This is a genomic window from Bradyrhizobium sp. CCGUVB14 (assembly GCF_024199935.1).
Classification (GTDB): Bacteria; Pseudomonadota; Alphaproteobacteria; order Rhizobiales; family Xanthobacteraceae; genus Bradyrhizobium.
The window spans coordinates 7,222,776-7,240,657 of sequence record NZ_JANADS010000001.1; the positions used below are offsets into that span (position 1 = coordinate 7,222,776).

Consider the following 17,882-nt stretch of genomic DNA (forward strand, 5'->3'; position numbering starts at 1 on the left):
CGGTGATACAAAGTCGCGCGCAAGCCAGGAGGCCCTACACCTCGCGCAATCCTGCAAAAAGCGGTTTGAATTCGCTATCCGCCCGATACAACACCGCAGGTCGTCCCAACGGCGCAGCGACCGATATCTCCTGCCCGCCTGCAAATGACTGACCGGTCCAGACATGGATCCAGTCGCTCCCTGCCGGAAGGTAGAGGCTCCGCTGATCCTGGGAAGCCTGCCAGACGGGCGCGACAAGCAGATCGCGGCCATAGAGATAGCAATCCTGAATGCCGTAGGTTCGCCGGTCGTCTTCGTGATGGAGGAACAGCGGACGTTGGACCGGAAGGCCCAGACGCGCAGCTTCCAGCGACAAGGTTCTTAGATAAGGCGAGAGGTGAACGTAGATCGCAGTCATCCTGGCGAAATGCTTGAGGACCGCTGGATCGCCATCGAGCTGCAGATTGTCACGGGGCCTGTTGCCTTCGTGGCTGCGCATCACGGGCGTGAAGGCCGCCATCTCGCTCCAACGCATCAGCAACTCGGGCGTGCGCAGATTGCCGAACAGGCTGGTGTAGCCGCCGATGTCGGAGTGATGAAACGCGTTGCCGAGCAATCCCGACGACAGGGCGGCGCAGATCACCGTGACCAGACCGTCATGCCGCGAAAAGTCGACCGATTGATCGCCGGCCCAAAGCCACGGGCACGACTTCTGCACACCCGTGAAGCCGGACCGCATGAAGAACACGGCCTCTCCGGTGCGGCCGCGGCTCGCCACCGCCTTCGCGTTCACTTCGGCCCACAGCGTCGGCCAGAGGTTGTGCGCAAGCCTTGCATCGACGCCGCTGGCGAGACGCACGTCCACCGGCAGATACTCACCGAAATCCGCCATCCAGCCGGACAGACCATAATCGAGCATCTTCTTGCCGATGATTTCCTCGGAGAACCATGCCGCGGCGTCCGGATTGGTGAAATCGACGGTGCCGCAGTGAAACTCGCCGAAGTCGATCAGGGCCGTTCGCCCCGAGGCGTCCTTGACGAAGTAACCGGCATTCTCGGCCTCCTCGAACAGGACGCCGTCGTTACAGAGATACGGGTTCACGTAACCGAGAAAGCGGATGCCTTGGTCGTGCAATTCGGCGATGCGCTGCCGCAGGCCCGGATAACGCGTCTCGTTGGCCTTCCAGTCCCAGAACAACCGCGCACCAAAGGCGGTCGGCCGGATTCCGACCCAATCCTCGCACCAGAGGCCGGACACCTTGACGCCGGCGGCGCGCATCTTCGCAAGGCGAGTGAACGAATTCGCGCCATCCTTCAGGCCGACGATCGCGCCGTTGTAGATCCATTCCGGAAGCGGCGGTTGGCGGCCGAAACGACCAGACAGCGTCTCCACCAGCGCGACGAAGGTCGGAGCGGCAAACAGCTCGATGCGTTCAGGGACGGCCCAGACTTCGATCTCGTGAAATTCACATTCGCGAAAATCAAACACGCTGTAAGCAGACGTCTCGACGTGAAGCGCGTAGCGCGCCGACGACAGGTAGGTCGGCTGCGGATAGTTGGTGTGATAGTAGTCGCCACCCGCCTGCCCGGCCACGTCCGCCTTGAAGGTGATCTCGGTGGTCTTGTCGCGCCCGACACCCGGCTCGGAGCTCCACAGCGGAAACCGCCGGCCACGCAGGTCGAAATAGGAGAATTGCTCGCCGCCACCCCAGACATGCTCGTCGCGGTCAGCCGCGACGCGCAGCCAGAATCGGTTCACGGACGGATCGAGCGACCGTAGCGCCAACGCATTGCCTTCGAGCGTCACGGCAAGGCGCGGAGGCTGCCCCTTGGCCGCGGACAGCAGGAGCGTGTTGCCGTCGATCTCGGCATGCCCGAGCGGGCAGCGTTCGGCCAGGCGATCTTCGATTACGAAGCGGCCGCGGTGCATTTTGATGCTGTCATCGCCTCGGCCGACGAAGAAACACGGCGCCGCGGCACTGTGAGCGAGAATCCGGCGGCCCGACATGGAAAGCGCAAAGCCGGATGGGGTTGTCTCGAGTTTCAAGTCCATTCCACTTGGCCTTTCCGTCAGCCCTTGATGCCGCCTGCGGTCAGCCCCGAGACGACGCGCTCCTGGAAGATCACGATCAGAATTGCGATAGGCACGATGCCGACGACGAGCGCAGCCGAGATCACCGGCCAGGGAAACGCAAACTCACCCTGGTAGAGCTGGATGCCAACCGGCAGCGTCCGCAATCCGGGATTGGAGTTGAACGACAGGGCCAATAGGAATTCGTCCCAGGCGTTGACGAAGGCGAGGATGCCGGCAGTGAAGACGCCTGGTGCCGACAGCGGCACCACAACCCTGAACAGCGCGCCAAATCGCGTGCAGCCGTCGATCATGGCGGCATTCTCCAGATCGCGCGGGATGCCTTCGAAGAACGACGTCAGCACCAGGGTGCACACGGGCAGGCTGAGCACAGTGTAGGGCAGGATCAGCGCCGTCCACGAGTTGAGCAAATTGAGCGCACGCATCGTCTCGAACAAAGGGACCAGCAGCGTCACCAGCGGAAAGGTCGAGACCGCGATGATGACGGACATGATCAGCCCCCTGAACCGCAGGTTCAGCCGCGCCAGCGCATAGGCCGCGAGAACCGACACCAGAAGCGTGAGCGCAGTCGAGAGCAGCGCGACCATGAAGCTGTTGAACAGGAAGGTGAGCAGCGGCTGGTCGGAAAATGCCTGGACGTAGTTCCGCAGCGTCGCCGCGTGCGGCAACCAGGTGATCGGCTTTTGCGTGAGCTCCGCCTCGGTCTTGAACGAGGTCAGCAGGATCCACACCGCCGGAAACAGGCCGTTGACGACGAGAACGAGCGCGGCAATGGCCCGGAGCGGCTTTCCCGACAGGACCGAGTTGAGGGTGGAGGCGACCGCCGTGCTCACGATGCAGCCCCGCTGCTGCGGATCATCCGCAGGTAAAGCGCCGTGACCAGCATCGACAGTCCGAACATCACCACCGCGAGCGCCGATCCGTAGCCGAGGTCGAGAAACGACACGGTATTCTGGTGGATGTACATGGCGAGCGTCGCGGTTTCGGTGCCCGGCCCGCCGCCCGTCATCATGTAGGGAATGTCGAAGGTCTGCAGCGCGGTGATGGTGCGGAAGATCAGCGCGACCACGATGGTGGGCTTGAGCAGCGGCAGCGTGATCTCGAAGAACTGCCGCACGCGGCCGGCGCCGTCGACGTCCGCGGCCTCGTAAAGCGAACGTGGAATGGTCTGCAGGCCCGCGAGAATGATCATCGCCATGAAAGACGAGGCCTTCCAGATGATCGCAAGGCAGATCGCGGCGAAGGCGAGACGCGGCGAGTTGAACCAGATCACGCCGGGCAAACCGATCCGGTTGAGCACATCGTTGACGACGCCATACTCGGAATGGAAGAACCAGCCGAAGATCAGGCCGGCGAAGGAGAGCGGCAGTGCCCAGGGGATCAACAGCGAGAGCCGCACCGGCCATTTCATCTGGAACGGCAAATTGGCGAGCAGCGCCAGCGCGAACCCGACGACGAGCGAGCCGGGCACGGTGATGAGCGTGATCAGCACCGTGTTCCAGGTCGCCTGCCAGAACACGGGATCGTCAGGCATCTGCCTGAAGTTCGCGAGCCCGGCAAAGCGCGCCGGCAGGCCCGACGTCAGCGACAGGTCGAGAAAGCTGGTGTAGATCAGCCGCGACACCGGATAGACGATCATCACCCCGAGCAGAATCGCGGCGGGCAAGAACAGCAGCACCGCAAGCGTGGTGTCGTCCGGATCGAACCAGCGCGACAGAAACGCACGTCGTGCGGTAGCGCCGCCCGCTCCGTTCTTGACCGTGGATGTCGTTGTCATGCAGACCAACCCGGATGTGCTGGACGCCGTTAGCGGATGATCCGCTTGAGGCGCGCCTCGATCTGGGCGGCGCCGTCCGCCGGCGTGGTGGCACCTGCCAGCACCGCGTTGACCGTGGTCCGGATCGCTTCGCTGACCTCGTTGTAACGCGGCGTCACGGGTCGCGGTTTTGCGGTCTCGACGATCGCCTGAGCATCGGCGAACCATGGCACCGCCTTGGTTACGTCGGCGTCCTTGTAGAGCGTGCCGTAGGTCGGCAGCAGCGAGCCGTTGATGGCCACGTATTTGGAGACCTCGGAGCTCGACAGATACGCCACCAGCTTCTTGGCTTCCTCCTGGTTCTTGGAAAAGGCGGACACACCCCACTCCCAGCCGCCGAGGCAGGTCGCCTGCTCGCCGCCCTTGACCGCCGGAAGCCGCGCGACACCGACCTTGCCGGCCACCGCGGACTCGGCGCCTTGCGACATCGCCCAGGCGTAGGCCCAGTTCACCGCGAACAGGACGTTGCCGGCCTGAAACTCCTTGCGCGTGTCGTCGGTTGCAACCTCGGCGATGTTCTTCTTGGCGACGCCGCTGTCGGCAAAGCCCTTCCAGAGCGCCAGCGACTTCGTCGCGGCGTCACGATCGAAATCGAGCTTGCCGTCCTTGGTCACCACCTTGCCCTGGCTCCAATACGGCACGAGGAAGGTGCAGACCGCGCCTTCGATCGCCTTGCCCTGGAAAGACAGGCCCTGCAGGTTCGGATTCTTCTCGCCGTCCTCAACCTTCTTGGCGGCGTCCGCGAGCTCGTCCCAGGTCTTTGGCGGCTGCAGCCCGTATTTGTCGAGCAGGTCCTTGCGATAATAGAGGAACATGGAATCGGCAAAGGCGGGAAGCGCGACCACCTTGCCGTCGACCGTGTTCGCCTCGGCATAGGCGCGGAGATAAGAAGACATGTCGCTTGCGATCGGGCTGGTCCAGCCCGCGGCCGCGAACTGCGCTGGCCGGATCACGTCGAGCATCAGCACGTCGAGCGAGGAATCCTTTGCCGTAAGCACCGTGTTGAGATATTGCGCCTGCAGATCCGAGGTCGTGCCGCCGAGCTCAATACTGACCTTCACGCCGGGATTACGCGCCTCGTATTGATCGAGCAGCGTGCGCCAGATGCCGGGCTGGCCCTGGCTGGTGACGAAGACCTTCAAATTGGTCTCGGCGGCGGCGCCGGTTGCGAATGCGCACGCTGCGCATCCGAGCAGCCATCCCGCCATCTTTGAAATGCGTGCCACACTCATATTGTCCTCCCGGAAAAACTCGCCGCTTGCTCGCGACGTTGCTGGCTTGTCGTTGATGGCCTCGCTGCGCCCCTTCTATTGCAAGGCGCGCTCCGTCTCCGCATCGAACAGGTGAATTTTGGCGGGGTCCAGCCCCAGCTTGATGGCCTGACCGGCTTGCGGCCGAAACTCGGGCGGCAGCCGCGCGGTCAAGGTCGCGCCGCCCACCGCAAAATGCACCAGCGTGTCGGAGCCAAGCGGCTCGACGACCTGAACCTGGCTGTCGAGGCCGACATCGGACGCGCCCGGCGTAAAATGCTCGGGCCTGATGCCGACGATGAATTCGCGCCCGTCAACTGCCGAAAGGGCCGCGCTTGCGAGGCCCGCGAGCGGCAAGCGGTTGCCATCGGCGAAATCGAGATAACCCTTAGTGGCCTTGGCCTTGGCAAAGTTCATGGAGGGAGCGCCGACGAAGCCACCGACGAAAACGCTCGCGGGATTGTTGTAGACCTCTTCCGGCGTTCCGATCTGCTCGATGTCGCCCCCGCGTAGGATGACGATGCGATCGGCCAGGGTCATCGCCTCGACCTGATCGTGGGTGACGTAGACGATGGTGGTGCCGATCGTCTGGTGCAGCCGCTTGATCTCAGTGCGGACCTGACCGCGCAGCTTTGCGTCGAGATTGGACAGCGGCTCATCGAACAGAAAGACCTGCGGCCGCCGCACGATGGCCCGGCCCATCGCAACCCGCTGCCGCTGGCCGCCGGAGAGCTGTCCCGGGCGCCGGTCGAGCAGATGGGTGATGCCGAGCATCTCCGCCGCGTCGCGGATCTTGGCGGCCGCATCCGTCGCGTTCGCGCCGCGTACCTTGAGGCTAAAGCCCATGTTCTCGCGCACCGTCTTGTGCGGGTAGAGCGCGTAGTCCTGGAACACCATAGCGATGTCGCGCTCGCGCGGCGGCAGATCGTTGACGATGCGGTCGCCGATCCGGATCTCGCCACCACTGATGCGTTCGAGGCCGGCGATCATCCGCAACGTGGTCGACTTGCCGCAACCGGACGGACCGACCAGCACCAGGAATTCGCCGTCGACGATCTCAAGGTCAATGGCCTTCACGACGCGGAACGCGCCGTAGCTCTTCTCAAGCTTGCGCAGGCTGACCGAAGCCATGAGCCGTGTCTCCCGTCCCGACGGTTCTTGAAGCCGTGGTGATAGCCGATAGTAGCGCTACGATTTTTGGAAATCAACGACCGAGCCGCACCAACTGATCCAGAGGATAAAGGGGTATAGTCCTGTTCTATCTAACTGATAATAATATAAATATCCTCTTGTTGAGGAACATGATTGTATCAATCGGACGCTTCAGCTATATAATAGCGCTATTATTCGAGCCACTGTAGAGATGGCGGCACCAAAGCCCATACGCACCCGGCGCAAGATGCAACGGGTCACGATCATGGATGTGGCGGCGCGCGCGGAGCTGTCGCCCTCCACGGTATCCCTCTATTTCAGAAAGCCCGATGCGGTCTCGGCGGCGGCAAGCGAGTCGATTGCACGCGCCATCGAAGCGCTCGACTACGTGCCGAACCTGATGGCCGGAGGCCTGGCGGCGGCCTCATCGCGCGTCGTGAGCATCATCGTGCCATCCGTCCGCAATGCGTTCTTCGCCGAGACCGTCGCGGCCCTGCAGGACGAGCTCGGCAAGCAGCGACTTCAGGTGATGCTCAGCCACACCGAATACAAGGAGCACGACGAGGAGAATCTGGTCCGCACGGCACTCTCCTGGGCCCCCGCTGCTGTCGTCTTGACCGGCCTCTCGCATAGCACCGCAACACGCAGGCTGCTCCGCGACAGCAAGGTGCCAGTTGTCGAAATCTGGGAGCTCGGCTCCCCGACCATGGACATGGCAGTCGGTTTTCACCACGGCCAGGTCGGTCAGACCGCTGCGTCGCATCTGTTGCAGCGAGGACGCAAGCGACTATTGTTTCTTGGCGCCCGGCTCCATGAGGATCGCCGCGCCGCGTGGCGGGCCCAGGGCTTCGTCGAGACGGCGCGAAACGCACCTGACGTCACCGCAGAGATCATCCAGCACCCTGCGCCGGCGAGCGCAGAGGTCGGCGCCATGCTGCTCGGCGAGGCCATGCATCGCTTTCCGCACGTCGATGGGATTGCCTGCTCCAACGACCACATCGCCCTCGGCGTGATCTTCGAATGCCAGCGGCTGGGCATTGCCATCCCCGACCGCCTATCGGTGGTGGGCTTCGGCGATTTGAGCTTCAGCGCGTCCGCAAATCCGTCGCTTACGACGATCCGCCCTCCCGGCGACCTGATCGGGAAGGAAGCCGCGCGGCTGATCATCGCACGGCTCCTGCACCCCGACGCTGGGTCGGAACAGGCTGTCATCGATACGCGCTTCACCCTGCTCCATCGGCAAAGCAGCTGACGATCGGCAAGACGTCGCTTTTGCCGATCGGCACATCCCGATTCCCCGCGTGGCGCCCCTCCCGATGCCGCGAGCTTACCGGCCAAGCGCTTTCTTGATTCCGGCGAGACCAATCCGCAGGAATGGGTCCGAATGGATGTAGAAATATTTGACGCCGCGCCCGAGCCAAAACGGCAATTCGTCTGATGTCACCAGCGTCCCGGCGATCTTGCCCGCCGCGCAGATCTTTTTCACGGTAAACTCGACCCGATCGATCACTGCTTGGGGCCGCGGTTCACCGAACGCAGGAGCCGGCGGATATCCCATGTTCTGAGAGAGATCGCCGGGGCCAATGAAGAACACGTCAATGCCCTCCACCGTGAGAAGCTGATCGATATTGTCGATTGCCTGAGGCGTCTCGATCATCGCGATGATCAACCGCTTCTGGTGGTCGGCGGGACAGGCATATCGCACAGCATCGACGATTGCGCGCGCCTGCTCCGCCGTGTCGACCATCGGCACCATGAGGCCATCAGCGCCCGCATTGAGGTAGCGGATGAGGACTGGCCGCTCATGCGAGTGCGGGCGTACGATCGCCGCGCCGCCTGCGCCACGGATGACTTGCGCCGCCACGCGCACGTCCTCGAAACTCCAGGTGCCGTGCTCGCAATCGACGAATATGGCGTCTGCCCCGAGCTCGATGAGCCGGACCGCCAATCCCGACGAGGCATGATGCGGCGTGAGCATCGTCACCGCCTCGCCCTTGGCAAGACGTTCGCGCAGCCTGGCTCCGTTCATGGGAAGTCCTCTCTAGCTCTTTGGCTTGTCTTTCAGATCCGCCGGCGCGCCAACCCAGCGGGCCACCTCGATATCTGCCGATGTGTCGCGCATGAAGGTCGGGCAGATATGCAGCTCCGGAATGACTGCACCCTTTTGCAGGCTTGCGCAGAGCAGGACCGCGCGGGCGACGTCGTGCGGATTCAGCATCACGGCACGCTCATTGTCGAGCGGCGGCCGCGCGCGATTGTCCATGATCGGCGTATCCGTCTCGCCCGGCAGGATGGTCGTCGCACGAATACCCTGGTTGCGGTATGTGTTGTGCAGGAAAGTCATGAAGTTCTTCACACCGGCCTTGGCCGCACCATAGGCGGCGCCGCCGAGCAGATTTGGATTCACCACCGCGAGCGACGACACGGTGATGATCGTGCCTTCCGTCCTGGCAATCATGTCCTCCAGAACGGCCTGCGTCAGGTTGAACACTGCGGTGAGATTGACATTCACCGTGGCGTTCCATTCGGCTTCGCTGAGGAAACGCGCGTTCAACACCTTGCTGGCACTGCCGGCATTGTTGACGAGAATGTCGATCGCTCCGACGTTGCGCTTGGCCCAGGCGACCGTCTCCAGGATCGCCTCGCGCGATGCCACGTCCAGCTCGTGAGCGACAGCCTTTCCGCCGGCCTTCTCGATGATCGCGGCGACATCGCGCAGCGGCTCGATCCGGCGTCCGGTTAGGACAACCGTTGCGCCCTCCCCTGCGAGCAGGATCGCGGTCTCGCGGCCGATCCCCGTTCCGGCACCGGTAACGAGCGCGACCTTTCCATCGAGCAGACCCATGTTTCCCCTATTCGGCTGCGGTCGCCGCCACGCTGGAGCTCTGATAGCCGTAAATCTGCCTCGCCGCCTCGGGCGTGATCAAGCCTTCGGCGAGGTCGAGCTCGATCGCGGCCGCCGTACGATCGGCTGTGCGCCCCCAGCCCCCGCCACCGGGCGTCTCGACTTCCAGGCGGTCGCCGGTCTTCAGCACGACCTTGCCCTTGGGAAACTGGGGCTCGCCATTCCTGTACACCTTGCCGGCGCTCCCGGACTTGCCGCCGACGACACCGAAACAGGGATGTCGCACGCGCTCTGACGCCAGATAGATGTTCATCGGGTTGCGTCCGAGGTTGCGCAACACGACGCGTTGACCGAGACCGCCGCGGCTCCTGCCGGCGCCGCCGGAATCCGCAATCAGCTCCTTGCATTCCGTGAGCGCCGGGACCGCGATCTCGAACATCTCGATCGCCGTCACCCGGCAATTGGACGGGAAGCTCAGGGTGTCGAGGCCGTCGAATTCGGCGCGGGCGCCCTGCCCGCCGTGAAAATTCTGCACCGAACCGTACTGCGAACCATCGTCACGCCGTCCGACGCAATTGGCGGCCCAGATCGGCGCACCGCCGCTATCGCCCATCACCTTGTCAGGCACCACGCCCTCCAGCGCCTTGAAGATCAGCGACGGAATCACATGCCCGATCAGGTTACGCGAATTGCCGGCGGTCCATTCCTCGGGATTGAGAATGGAACCGAGCGGCGCCTCGTCCGTGATCGGCGTGATGCAACCCTCATTGTTCGGCGTATCGGGGTCCAGCAGGCATTTCAGCGCATAGACCGAATGCGCATAGCGATAGTTGGTGCGACAATTGATCGAGTGGAGGATCTGCTCCGACGTTCCGGTGTAGTCGACATGAATGGAATCATCGCGGACGATCACCGCGGCCTTGAGGGTCACATCGGTATCGTATCCGTCCAGCAGGACCTCGGCGCTGTAGGTACCGTTCGGCCACTGCCGGATCGCGCGCCGGGTTTGCGCTTCGGAGCGGGTGTGGATCGCGTCGGCCAGCTCGTCGATCCCGTCGAGACCATACTCGTCCAGGAATTTGACCAGTTCGCGGCCCATGACGTTGTTGGCCGCCACCATGGATTCAAGATCGCCCATCACTTCGGTGGGAAGCCGAACGGACGCGGCAATGATGTCGAGCACGTCCTGATTGGGGACGCCGGCCTTGTGCAGCTTCACGATCGGGAAGCGGATACCCTCCTCGAAGATGTCGCTGGCTTCGGAATGCAGGGGCGCGCCGCCGATGTCAGGAAGATGCGCGATCGAGCCGGCATAGGCCACGACCTTGCCGTTCTTGAAGATCGGCGTGATCATCGTGACGTCGGGCAGATGGCCGGTACCAATCTCGGGATCGTTGGTGGCAAGCACGTCGCCCTCTTGCAACGTCTCCGCCGGAAACTTCGGCAGGAAGTATTTCTGCGCGGCCACCGGCAGCGAGGTGATGAACACAGGGATCGACCAGGTGCATTGGGCCAGCGCACGGCCGCGGCTGTCGAGCAGCACAGTCACGTAATCGTGGTTTTCGCGTACGATCGGCGAGAATGCGGTTCGGCCGAGCACGATGTCGGCCTGATCGGCGATGAAGATCAGGCGATTCCACATCACCTGCAGATTGATGGGATCATTGAAATCGGCAGCATTCACGGACATGGGGCGTGGTCCTCAGGCGATGTTGATCACGAGATTGCCGTTGACGTCGACGTGAGCCGTCCCGCTCGGTCCGACGACAGCGGTCGATTCCCGCTGCTCGACGATCGCCGGTCCCTGGATCTTCCCATCGACCGGCAGCTTGTAGTGATCGTAGACCGGCGTATCGACGAAGCCGCCAGCTTCGCTGAAATAGACCGAACGTGCGCCCTTCCTGGCCTCGGCAACATCGCGCGCATGGGGGCGAGTCACCTGATCCTTCTTGCCGCTGCAGCGCAGACGCCAGGTGATGACCTCGACGGATGAACCAGCGACGGTGCGCCCGAACAGTTCGCGATAAAGCTTGTAGAAATTGCCGAGCAGCTCCTCGTGGAATTGCTTCGGCGGCAGGCTGCGATCCGGCAATGCAACGGTGATCTCGTGGCCCTGGCCGACGTGCCGCATGTCCACGGTGTAGCTGTTGGTGATCGTGTCCGGTGCGACACCCGCGGCGCGCACGACGTCCGCCCCTTGCGCGGAGAGGTCGCCGAGCAGGCGATCCATCGTAGCGAAATCCCAGTTGTCGACCTGCATCGGGAAGCTCGCGGAGAGGTCGACCGCAACGGGAGCAATCAACAAGCCGATCGCCGAGGTGACACCGGCGCCGGTCGGGCAGATGATGCGCTTGATACCGAGCTTGCGCGCGATGCCATAGGCATGCACGGGACCGGCGCCGCCAAAGGCGACCATGGGCAGGCTTCGCGGATCGACGCCGAGGTCGGTCGCATGCACGGCCGCCGCCTTGCTCATGGATTCATTGACGAGATCGTGGATACCGAAGGCGCAGCGCGGCACGCTGACGTCGAGCGAAGCTGCGAGCTTCGACATGGCCGAGAGGGCGGCGTCCTTGGAAACCTTGAACGACCCGCCGACGAAGGATTCGGTGCCCATATAGCCGAGCAGGATATCGGCGTCGGTCACGGTTGGCTCGGTGCCGCCGCGCTGATAGGCGGCCGGCCCCGGCAGCGCGCCCGCCGAACGCGGACCGACGTCGAGCAGACCGAGCGGATTCTTCGCTGCGATCGAGCCGCCCCCAGCGCCGATCTCGATCATGCGGATCGACTGGATCTTCAGGGGAAAGCCCGAGCCTTTGCGGAAGCGATGATAATGCGCGACCTCGAGATCAGTGCCGACCGTCGGCTCGCCGTTCGGAATCAGACACAGCTTTGCGGTGGTGCCGCCCATGTCGAACGACAGCACGCTGCCCTCGCCGGCGATGCGGCCGAATTCGGCGGCTGCAACGGCGCCGGCGGCCGGGCCCGATTCAATGAGCCGCACCGGCAGCTCGGCAGCCCGGCTGCTCGGCACGAGGCCGCCCGACGACGTCATCCAGAGCACCTGGCGATGGATACCCTTCGCGGCGAACTCACGCTCGAGATGCGCGACGTGGCCGGACATCTGCGGCCGCGTGTAGGCGTTGACGACGGTGGTCGAGGCGCGGTCGAATTCACGAACCTCCGGGCAAACTTCCGACGACAGCGACACGAAGATACCGGGATATTCCTCGCGCAGCAGCGACGCGATGCGCTGCTCATGATCAGGATATTTGTAGGCGTGCAGCAGACAGACGGCGACGGACTTGATGCCTTCCTCGCGCAGTCGGCCGGCGATCTCGCGGACCGTCTCTTCCTCGAGCGCCGTGACGACCTCGCCGTCCGCCGATATGCGCTCGATCGCACCGAAGCTGTTCGCGCGCGTCACCAGCGGATCCGGGTATTTCAGGTTCAGGTCGTAGAGATCGTAGCGTCCTTCGTTGCGGATGCGCAGCATGTCCTGGAAGCCGGCGGTCGAGATGAAGCCGGTCTTGACGCCCTTGCGCTCCAGCACCGCATTGGTGACGACGGTGGTCGCCCCCAAGACCTGGAGGCCATCGAGGTCAACGACGTCGCCGAATTCCGCGAGCAGTTCGGACACCCCGCGAACCACGGCCTCGGCCGGATTGGCCGGTGTGCTCAACACCTTGTGGAGATGAAGTTCGCCCTTGTCGTCGAGCAGCGCGAAATCGGTGAAGGTTCCCCCGGTATCGAATGCGAGCTTGGCCATCTTTTTCCTCGAAGCGATTGTTTTCGAGGGTAGGAAATGCGGCCGCACGCGACCACCACAACTCCCGTCTGCCGCCATAGGTTTTGTTTATGGCATGGCGAAACCGGCACAATGCAGCCGAGCTGCGGCGGCGCTCGTGCCATAGATTGCAAGCGTTCTGCCTAGACCGCCCGAATGCCTTGCGGATGACTGCGCATCAGCTTCTCGACGACAGTCAGAAGCACCGAGCGCGTGGCCAGCGCGGGCTCCGACAGCGGCAGATGATCGGAGACGCACAAGGACACGGTCGCCTCGATGGCGGGGCGCACCAGCCGCCGCACCTCGACACCCGCAAAGCTCGACGCGCTGGCGGCGGCGACCGAGGCCGGCAGGATGGTCGAGCCCAACCCCTCGGTCACGGCCGCGCCGAGTGCCGAGACCGATTCAATCTCGGAGGCGACGTTCGGCGTTACCCGCGCGCGCGCCAGCGATTCATCAATCAGGCGGCGCAGGAAATGCCCCTGGCTTGGCAGCAGCAGCTTGACGTCGGCCAGCGCCGACAGCGGCAGCGGTTCGTCCGTCGACTTCTTCGCGGTCTCGGCGCGCGACACGAGATACAGCTCCTCGCGAAACAGCGGCTGGAGCTTGACGCCCTTGATTGGCCCGGAACCGTAGATCATGGCCATATCCATCTTGCCGGTCATGATGAGCTCGCTGAGCACGTGACCGAAACTATCGTTGATATGGACGATGATCTGCGGATGCAGAGCCGACATCTCTTTCAGAATCGGCAGCGATAGCGTGCTCGACGCCGAATAGGTCGCAAGTCCGATCGACACGCGCCCGGCCAGTGCCTTGGTCGACTGGTCGATGTCGATCTGCGCCTGCTCGATCTGCTTCAACAGCAACTGGGCGTGACGATAGAGGATCAGGCCGGCTTCGGTCGGGACAATGCCGTGATTGCTGCGCAGAAGCAGCTTGTGCTTGAAGTGGCTCTCAAGGGCAGCGATCTGCTGCGAGAGCGCCGGTTGCGCCGTGCGCAGCAGGCCGGCCGCGCGCGAGACGCTTCCGGCATCGACGACTTTGACAAAGCTTTTCAGCTTCCTGAAATCGACGCTCATATGTGTCGAATACCGGCTCTGAGGATGTCACTCTGACCAGCAATATCCTTTATCTAGCCTGTTGATTTCAATGAGATTCTTCGCGAAGCGCCCCTGGTTCTTCGGTCCGCGCCCCGGCGTGCTCAACGAAGCGCCCGACAGGCCTTTTCGATACGGTCGCAGGCCTCCTTGATCGCCTCCATCGAGGTCGCGATCGACAGGCGGAAATAAGGCGAGAGGCCGTAGGCAGCGCCCTGCACCGCAGCAACGCCAACACCATCCAGAAGATAAAGTACGAAGTCGAGATCGTTCTCGATGACCTTGCCTTCGGGCGTGGTCTTGCCGATCACGCCCGCGCAGCCGGGATAGAGATAGAAGGCACCGTCAGGCACGAGGCACGACAGGCCCGGGATTGCATTCAGCCGTGCACAGGCATAATCGCGCCGCTCCTTGTAAAGCCTGACGCTGTCGCGAACGAACGACTGGTCGCCGGCTAGCGCATGGGCCGCAGCGGCCTGGCTGATCGACGATGGGCACGACGACATCTGCGATTGCAGCTTGTTGATCGCCGAAACCAGCGGCGCGGGGCCGGCGGCATAACCGATCCGCCATCCGGTCATGGCATAGGTCTTTGACACGCCGTTGGTCAGCAGGATGCGATCCTTCAACGCGGGCACCGCCGCCGCAAGCGTCGTCGCCGGTTCGTCGCGGTACCAGATCTGGTCGTAAATATCGTCCGAGAGCACGAGGACGTCGGGATGGCGCGACAGCACAGCGCCGAGCGCTTCGAGATCGCTGCGGGAATAGGCAGCTCCAGTCGGATTTGAGGGGGCATTGAGGATCAGCCAGCGCGTCCTCGGCGTGATCGCGGCCTCCAGCGCGTCAGCCGTCAGCTTGAATCCCTGGTTCTCGGAGCAGCGGACGATCACCGGCTTGCCGTCGTTGGCAATGACCATGTCGGGATAGGAGACCCAGTACGGCGCGGGAATGATGACCTCGGCGCCCTCCTCCACGCTCGCCATCAACGCGAGGAACAGGATCTGCTTGGCGCCGCCGCCGACGCAGATCTCGTTGTCGCTATAGTCGAGCCCGAGGCGACGCTTGTAGTCGGCAATAATCCCCTTGCGCAGCGCCACGGTACCGTTGACGGCGGTATATTTCGTTTCGCCGCGATCGATCGCCGCGTGCGCCGCCGCCTTGACGTCGTCAGGCGTGTCGAAGTCAGGCTCGCCGATCGCCATGTCGACGATGTCGCGGCCGGCAGCCTTCAGCTCGCGCACGCGCGCGGACGCCGCGGTGGTCGGGGATATCTTGATGCGCGAGACGCGCGCCGCCGGCACGAAGATCGTCAATGTGGTCGTCCTTTTGATTGTAAGTCGTGTCAGTGCTCGACGTCGGTCTCGCCGCGCATGCGGCCGGTGAGGAACAGCTCGCCGAGCTCGTCGTGAGTGATGTCTGCGGGCCGCCCGTCCCAGATCACTTTGCCGAGCCGCAGGATGACGGCGCGCTGGGCGACCTGCATGGCTTTTTTGGTGTTCTGCTCGACCAGCAGGATGGTCTGGCCGGCCGCGTTGATACGCAGCAGCTCGTCGAACACGACGCCGATCGCAGTCGGCGATAGGCCGACCGAGGGTTCGTCGACCAGCAGGATCTTTGGCCGCTGCAACACAGCCATTGCGACCTCGAGCAATTGCTGCTCGCCGCCGGACATGTTGCCCGCCAGCGTGTTGCGGCGTGTCTTCAGGATCGGGAACAAGTCGTAGACATAGTCGCGCTCCGCCTTCACGTTCCTGTCGCGCAGCGTGTAGGCGGCCATCTGCAGATTCTCGTCGACCGTCATCACCGGAAAGTTGCAACGGCCCTGCGGCACCCAGGAGATGCCTTCGGCCAGGATTGCGCGGGACTTGAAGGCTGAAATGTCCTTGCCCCGCCAGTTGATGCTGCCGCCCTTGACGGTCGTCATGCCGTAAAGCGTCTTGAGCAGCGTCGATTTGCCTGCCCCATTCGGACCCATCAGCGCAACGAACTGCCCCTGCGGCACATCGAGATCGACGCCGTTGAGGATATCGAGCGAGCCGTAGCCCGCGCGCAGTCCCTTGATCGAAAGAGAGGGTTCAGCCACCGAGATAGGCCTCCCGCACCGCCTGATTCTGGACGATCTCGTCCGGTGTTCCCTCAGCGAGCTTGCGCCCCTGGTCGAGCACGACCACGCGCCGGCACAGGCTGGTGACCACGTCGATGTTGTGCTCGATGATCAGGAAGCTGACGCCGAACGAGGTGTTGGCAAGACGAATGCTCTCGACCACACGTTCGATCAGCTTCGGATTGATGCCCGCCATGGGCTCGTCGAGCAGGATGAGCTTCGGCTCCGGCATCAGCATGGAAGCAAACTGGATCAGCTTCTGTTGTCCGCCCGAAAGCTTTCCCGCGGGCTGGAAGCGCACGTCCCAGAGGCCGGCGATCTTGATCAGCTCGCGCGCCCGTTCCCGCAGGGCTTTAATGCGATTGCGCGCGGCGGCGCCGATCCCGAAGGTCGACAGGATTCCAGGGAAGGTAAACATCTGGCCGGCGATGACGAGGTTCTCCTCGATATCGAGCGCAGAGAACACCACCGTCTTCTGGAACGAGCGCAGCATGCGTCCTTCCCGCGCAATGTCGTTGAGCGACCAGCCGGTGATGTCCTGGCCATCGAGCTTCACAGCACCTGCGCTGGGCTTCGCAAGCCCGGTCACGCAATCGAAGAAAGTCGACTTTCCGGAACCATTTGGTCCGATCAGCCCGCAGATCTCGCCGCGGTTGACGTGCAGGTCGACACCGTCGACCGCGCGCACCGCGCCGTAGGATTTGCAGAGCCCGGAGATGTCGAGAATCGGCAGCCCGCTCATTTGCGCCTCTCGAGGAATGACCAGAAGCGGCCGATCAGCGGCGCGAAACCGTTCGGGAAATAGAAGACGAGGGCGAGCAGGAAGAAGCCGTAGGCGATCATGCGCAGTTCCGGCGCGACGCGCAGGGCTTCGGTGAGACCGACGAACAGCAGGCTGCCGAAGATGACGCCTGAGATGGTGCCTGCGCCGCCGCCGAGCACGATGATCAGCATCGTGGTCGAATAATACATCTGGAAGGTCAGCGGGCTCACCACCGTGAGGTAATGCGCATAGAGGCTGCCGCCGAGCCCGGCAAACGCGGCGCTGATCATGAACACGATGAGCTTGTAGTACCAGGTGGGGATGCCCACGGATTCAGCCAGCGTCTCGTTTTCGCGGATGGCGATCATGTTGCGCCCAGCGGGCGAACGCACGATCAGATAGATCGTCAGGGTCGCCAACGCCGCGATCGCGAGCACCAGATAATAGAAACCGACGGTGCTGGAGACCGTGAATGAAGCCGGCCCTAGCGCAAAGTAGGGCTTCGGTATTGCGGCCAGGCCCATGTCGCCACGCGTCAGGCTGATCCAGTTCTTCGCAATCGCCTGCCCGATGATCACGAAGCCGAGCGTGCACATCACGAACGAGGTCGAGCGCAGGCGCAAAGCGGGAATTCCGAGCGGAAGCGCGATCGCACCGGCGATGAGCCCGGCGGCGAGGAAATTCAGATAGAACGGGGTGCCGAAATGCACCGCCAGCAGCGCCGATGCATAAGCCCCGATGCCGAAGAACGCTGCCTGCGCCAACGACAGCAGCCCGGTGTATCCGAGCAGCAGATTGAGACCATGAGCCGGCAGCAGGAAGATCAACGCGATGATGATTGCATGCAGCGGGTAGTTCCCGAGGAACAGCGGTGCCAGGCACGCCAGCGCCGCCAGCGCAAGGCCGAACGCGACGCGCAGATCCGTTCCGGTCTTCGCCACTGGGCTTTCTGCCGGTGTCATGGTCTGGTCTCGGACAATCTCGGTCAATGTCA

General features: G+C 63.3%; 15 protein-coding genes. 1 reads left to right on the plus strand and 14 read right to left on the minus strand.

The features are described from left to right. Window positions 1-34 precede the first annotated feature (34 nt). From NLM32_RS33805 to NLM32_RS33825, 5 genes are all read right to left on the minus strand, one after another. On the minus strand, window positions 35-2,053 hold the full coding sequence (locus tag NLM32_RS33805) for an alpha-glucosidase (protein WP_256568605.1): 2,019 nt from the start codon (window positions 2,051-2,053) through the stop codon (window positions 35-37). After that, the gene (locus tag NLM32_RS33810) at window positions 2,050-2,904 is read right to left on the minus strand and encodes a carbohydrate ABC transporter permease (protein WP_254133035.1); all 855 of its coding nucleotides are present in this window, start codon (window positions 2,902-2,904) and stop codon (window positions 2,050-2,052) included. The genes NLM32_RS33805 and NLM32_RS33810 overlap by 4 nt, the downstream gene beginning before the upstream one ends. Beyond that, window positions 2,901-3,848 carry a carbohydrate ABC transporter permease gene (locus tag NLM32_RS33815; protein ID WP_254133036.1) on the minus strand — a complete coding sequence of 316 codons (948 nt, stop codon included), beginning with the start codon at window positions 3,846-3,848 and terminating at the stop codon, window positions 2,901-2,903. Before NLM32_RS33815 ends, NLM32_RS33810 begins: the two co-directional genes overlap by 4 nt. A gap of 29 nt (window positions 3,849-3,877) precedes the next feature. Continuing rightward, entirely contained in the window at window positions 3,878-5,119 is a 1,242-nt protein-coding gene (locus NLM32_RS33820; protein ID WP_254133037.1) for an ABC transporter substrate-binding protein, read from the minus strand. 75 nt (window positions 5,120-5,194) lie between these two features. Beyond that, on the minus strand, window positions 5,195-6,268 hold the full coding sequence (locus tag NLM32_RS33825) for an ABC transporter ATP-binding protein (protein ID WP_254133038.1): 1,074 nt from the start codon (window positions 6,266-6,268) through the stop codon (window positions 5,195-5,197). A gap of 268 nt (window positions 6,269-6,536) precedes the next feature. On the opposite strand from NLM32_RS33825, the gene NLM32_RS33830 reads away from it, so the two are divergent. Then, window positions 6,537-7,541, plus strand: a complete 1,005-nt coding sequence (locus NLM32_RS33830) for a LacI family DNA-binding transcriptional regulator (RefSeq protein WP_254133039.1) — start codon at window positions 6,537-6,539, stop codon at window positions 7,539-7,541. 75 nt (window positions 7,542-7,616) lie between these two features. Here NLM32_RS33830 and NLM32_RS33835 read toward each other — a convergent pair whose 3' ends face one another. From NLM32_RS33835 to NLM32_RS33875, 9 genes are all read right to left on the minus strand, one after another. Beyond that, window positions 7,617-8,318, minus strand: coding sequence for an HpcH/HpaI aldolase/citrate lyase family protein (locus NLM32_RS33835; RefSeq protein ID WP_254133040.1), 702 nt, complete (start codon window positions 8,316-8,318; stop codon window positions 7,617-7,619). Between the two features lie 12 nt (window positions 8,319-8,330). Next, window positions 8,331-9,134, minus strand: a complete 804-nt coding sequence (locus tag NLM32_RS33840) for an SDR family NAD(P)-dependent oxidoreductase (RefSeq protein ID WP_254133041.1) — start codon at window positions 9,132-9,134, stop codon at window positions 8,331-8,333. A 7-nt stretch (window positions 9,135-9,141) separates the two neighbouring features. After that, window positions 9,142-10,824 (minus strand): hydantoinase B/oxoprolinase family protein, encoded by a 1,683-nt coding sequence (locus NLM32_RS33845; RefSeq protein WP_254133042.1) that lies wholly within the window; start codon window positions 10,822-10,824, stop codon window positions 9,142-9,144. A 12-nt stretch (window positions 10,825-10,836) separates the two neighbouring features. Continuing rightward, a complete protein-coding gene (locus NLM32_RS33850) occupies window positions 10,837-12,903 on the minus strand; it encodes a hydantoinase/oxoprolinase family protein (protein ID WP_254133043.1) in 2,067 nt (688 codons plus the stop codon). A gap of 161 nt (window positions 12,904-13,064) precedes the next feature. Beyond that, window positions 13,065-14,003 carry a nitrogen assimilation transcriptional regulator NAC gene (gene nac / locus NLM32_RS33855; RefSeq protein ID WP_254133044.1) on the minus strand — a complete coding sequence of 313 codons (939 nt, stop codon included), beginning with the start codon at window positions 14,001-14,003 and terminating at the stop codon, window positions 13,065-13,067. Window positions 14,004-14,125: 122 nt separating this feature from the next. Next, complete coding sequence (locus tag NLM32_RS33860) at window positions 14,126-15,334, minus strand: aspartate transaminase (protein ID WP_254133045.1); 1,209 nt, start codon at window positions 15,332-15,334, stop codon at window positions 14,126-14,128. Window positions 15,335-15,363: 29 nt separating this feature from the next. After that, a complete protein-coding gene (locus NLM32_RS33865) occupies window positions 15,364-16,104 on the minus strand; it encodes an ABC transporter ATP-binding protein (RefSeq protein WP_254133046.1) in 741 nt (246 codons plus the stop codon). Next, a complete protein-coding gene (locus NLM32_RS33870) occupies window positions 16,097-16,867 on the minus strand; it encodes an ABC transporter ATP-binding protein (protein WP_254133047.1) in 771 nt (256 codons plus the stop codon). Before NLM32_RS33870 ends, NLM32_RS33865 begins: the two co-directional genes overlap by 8 nt. Continuing rightward, the gene (locus tag NLM32_RS33875; protein ID WP_375143655.1) at window positions 16,864-17,850 is read right to left on the minus strand and encodes a branched-chain amino acid ABC transporter permease; all 987 of its coding nucleotides are present in this window, start codon (window positions 17,848-17,850) and stop codon (window positions 16,864-16,866) included. Before NLM32_RS33875 ends, NLM32_RS33870 begins: the two co-directional genes overlap by 4 nt. Window positions 17,851-17,882 lie beyond the last annotated feature (32 nt).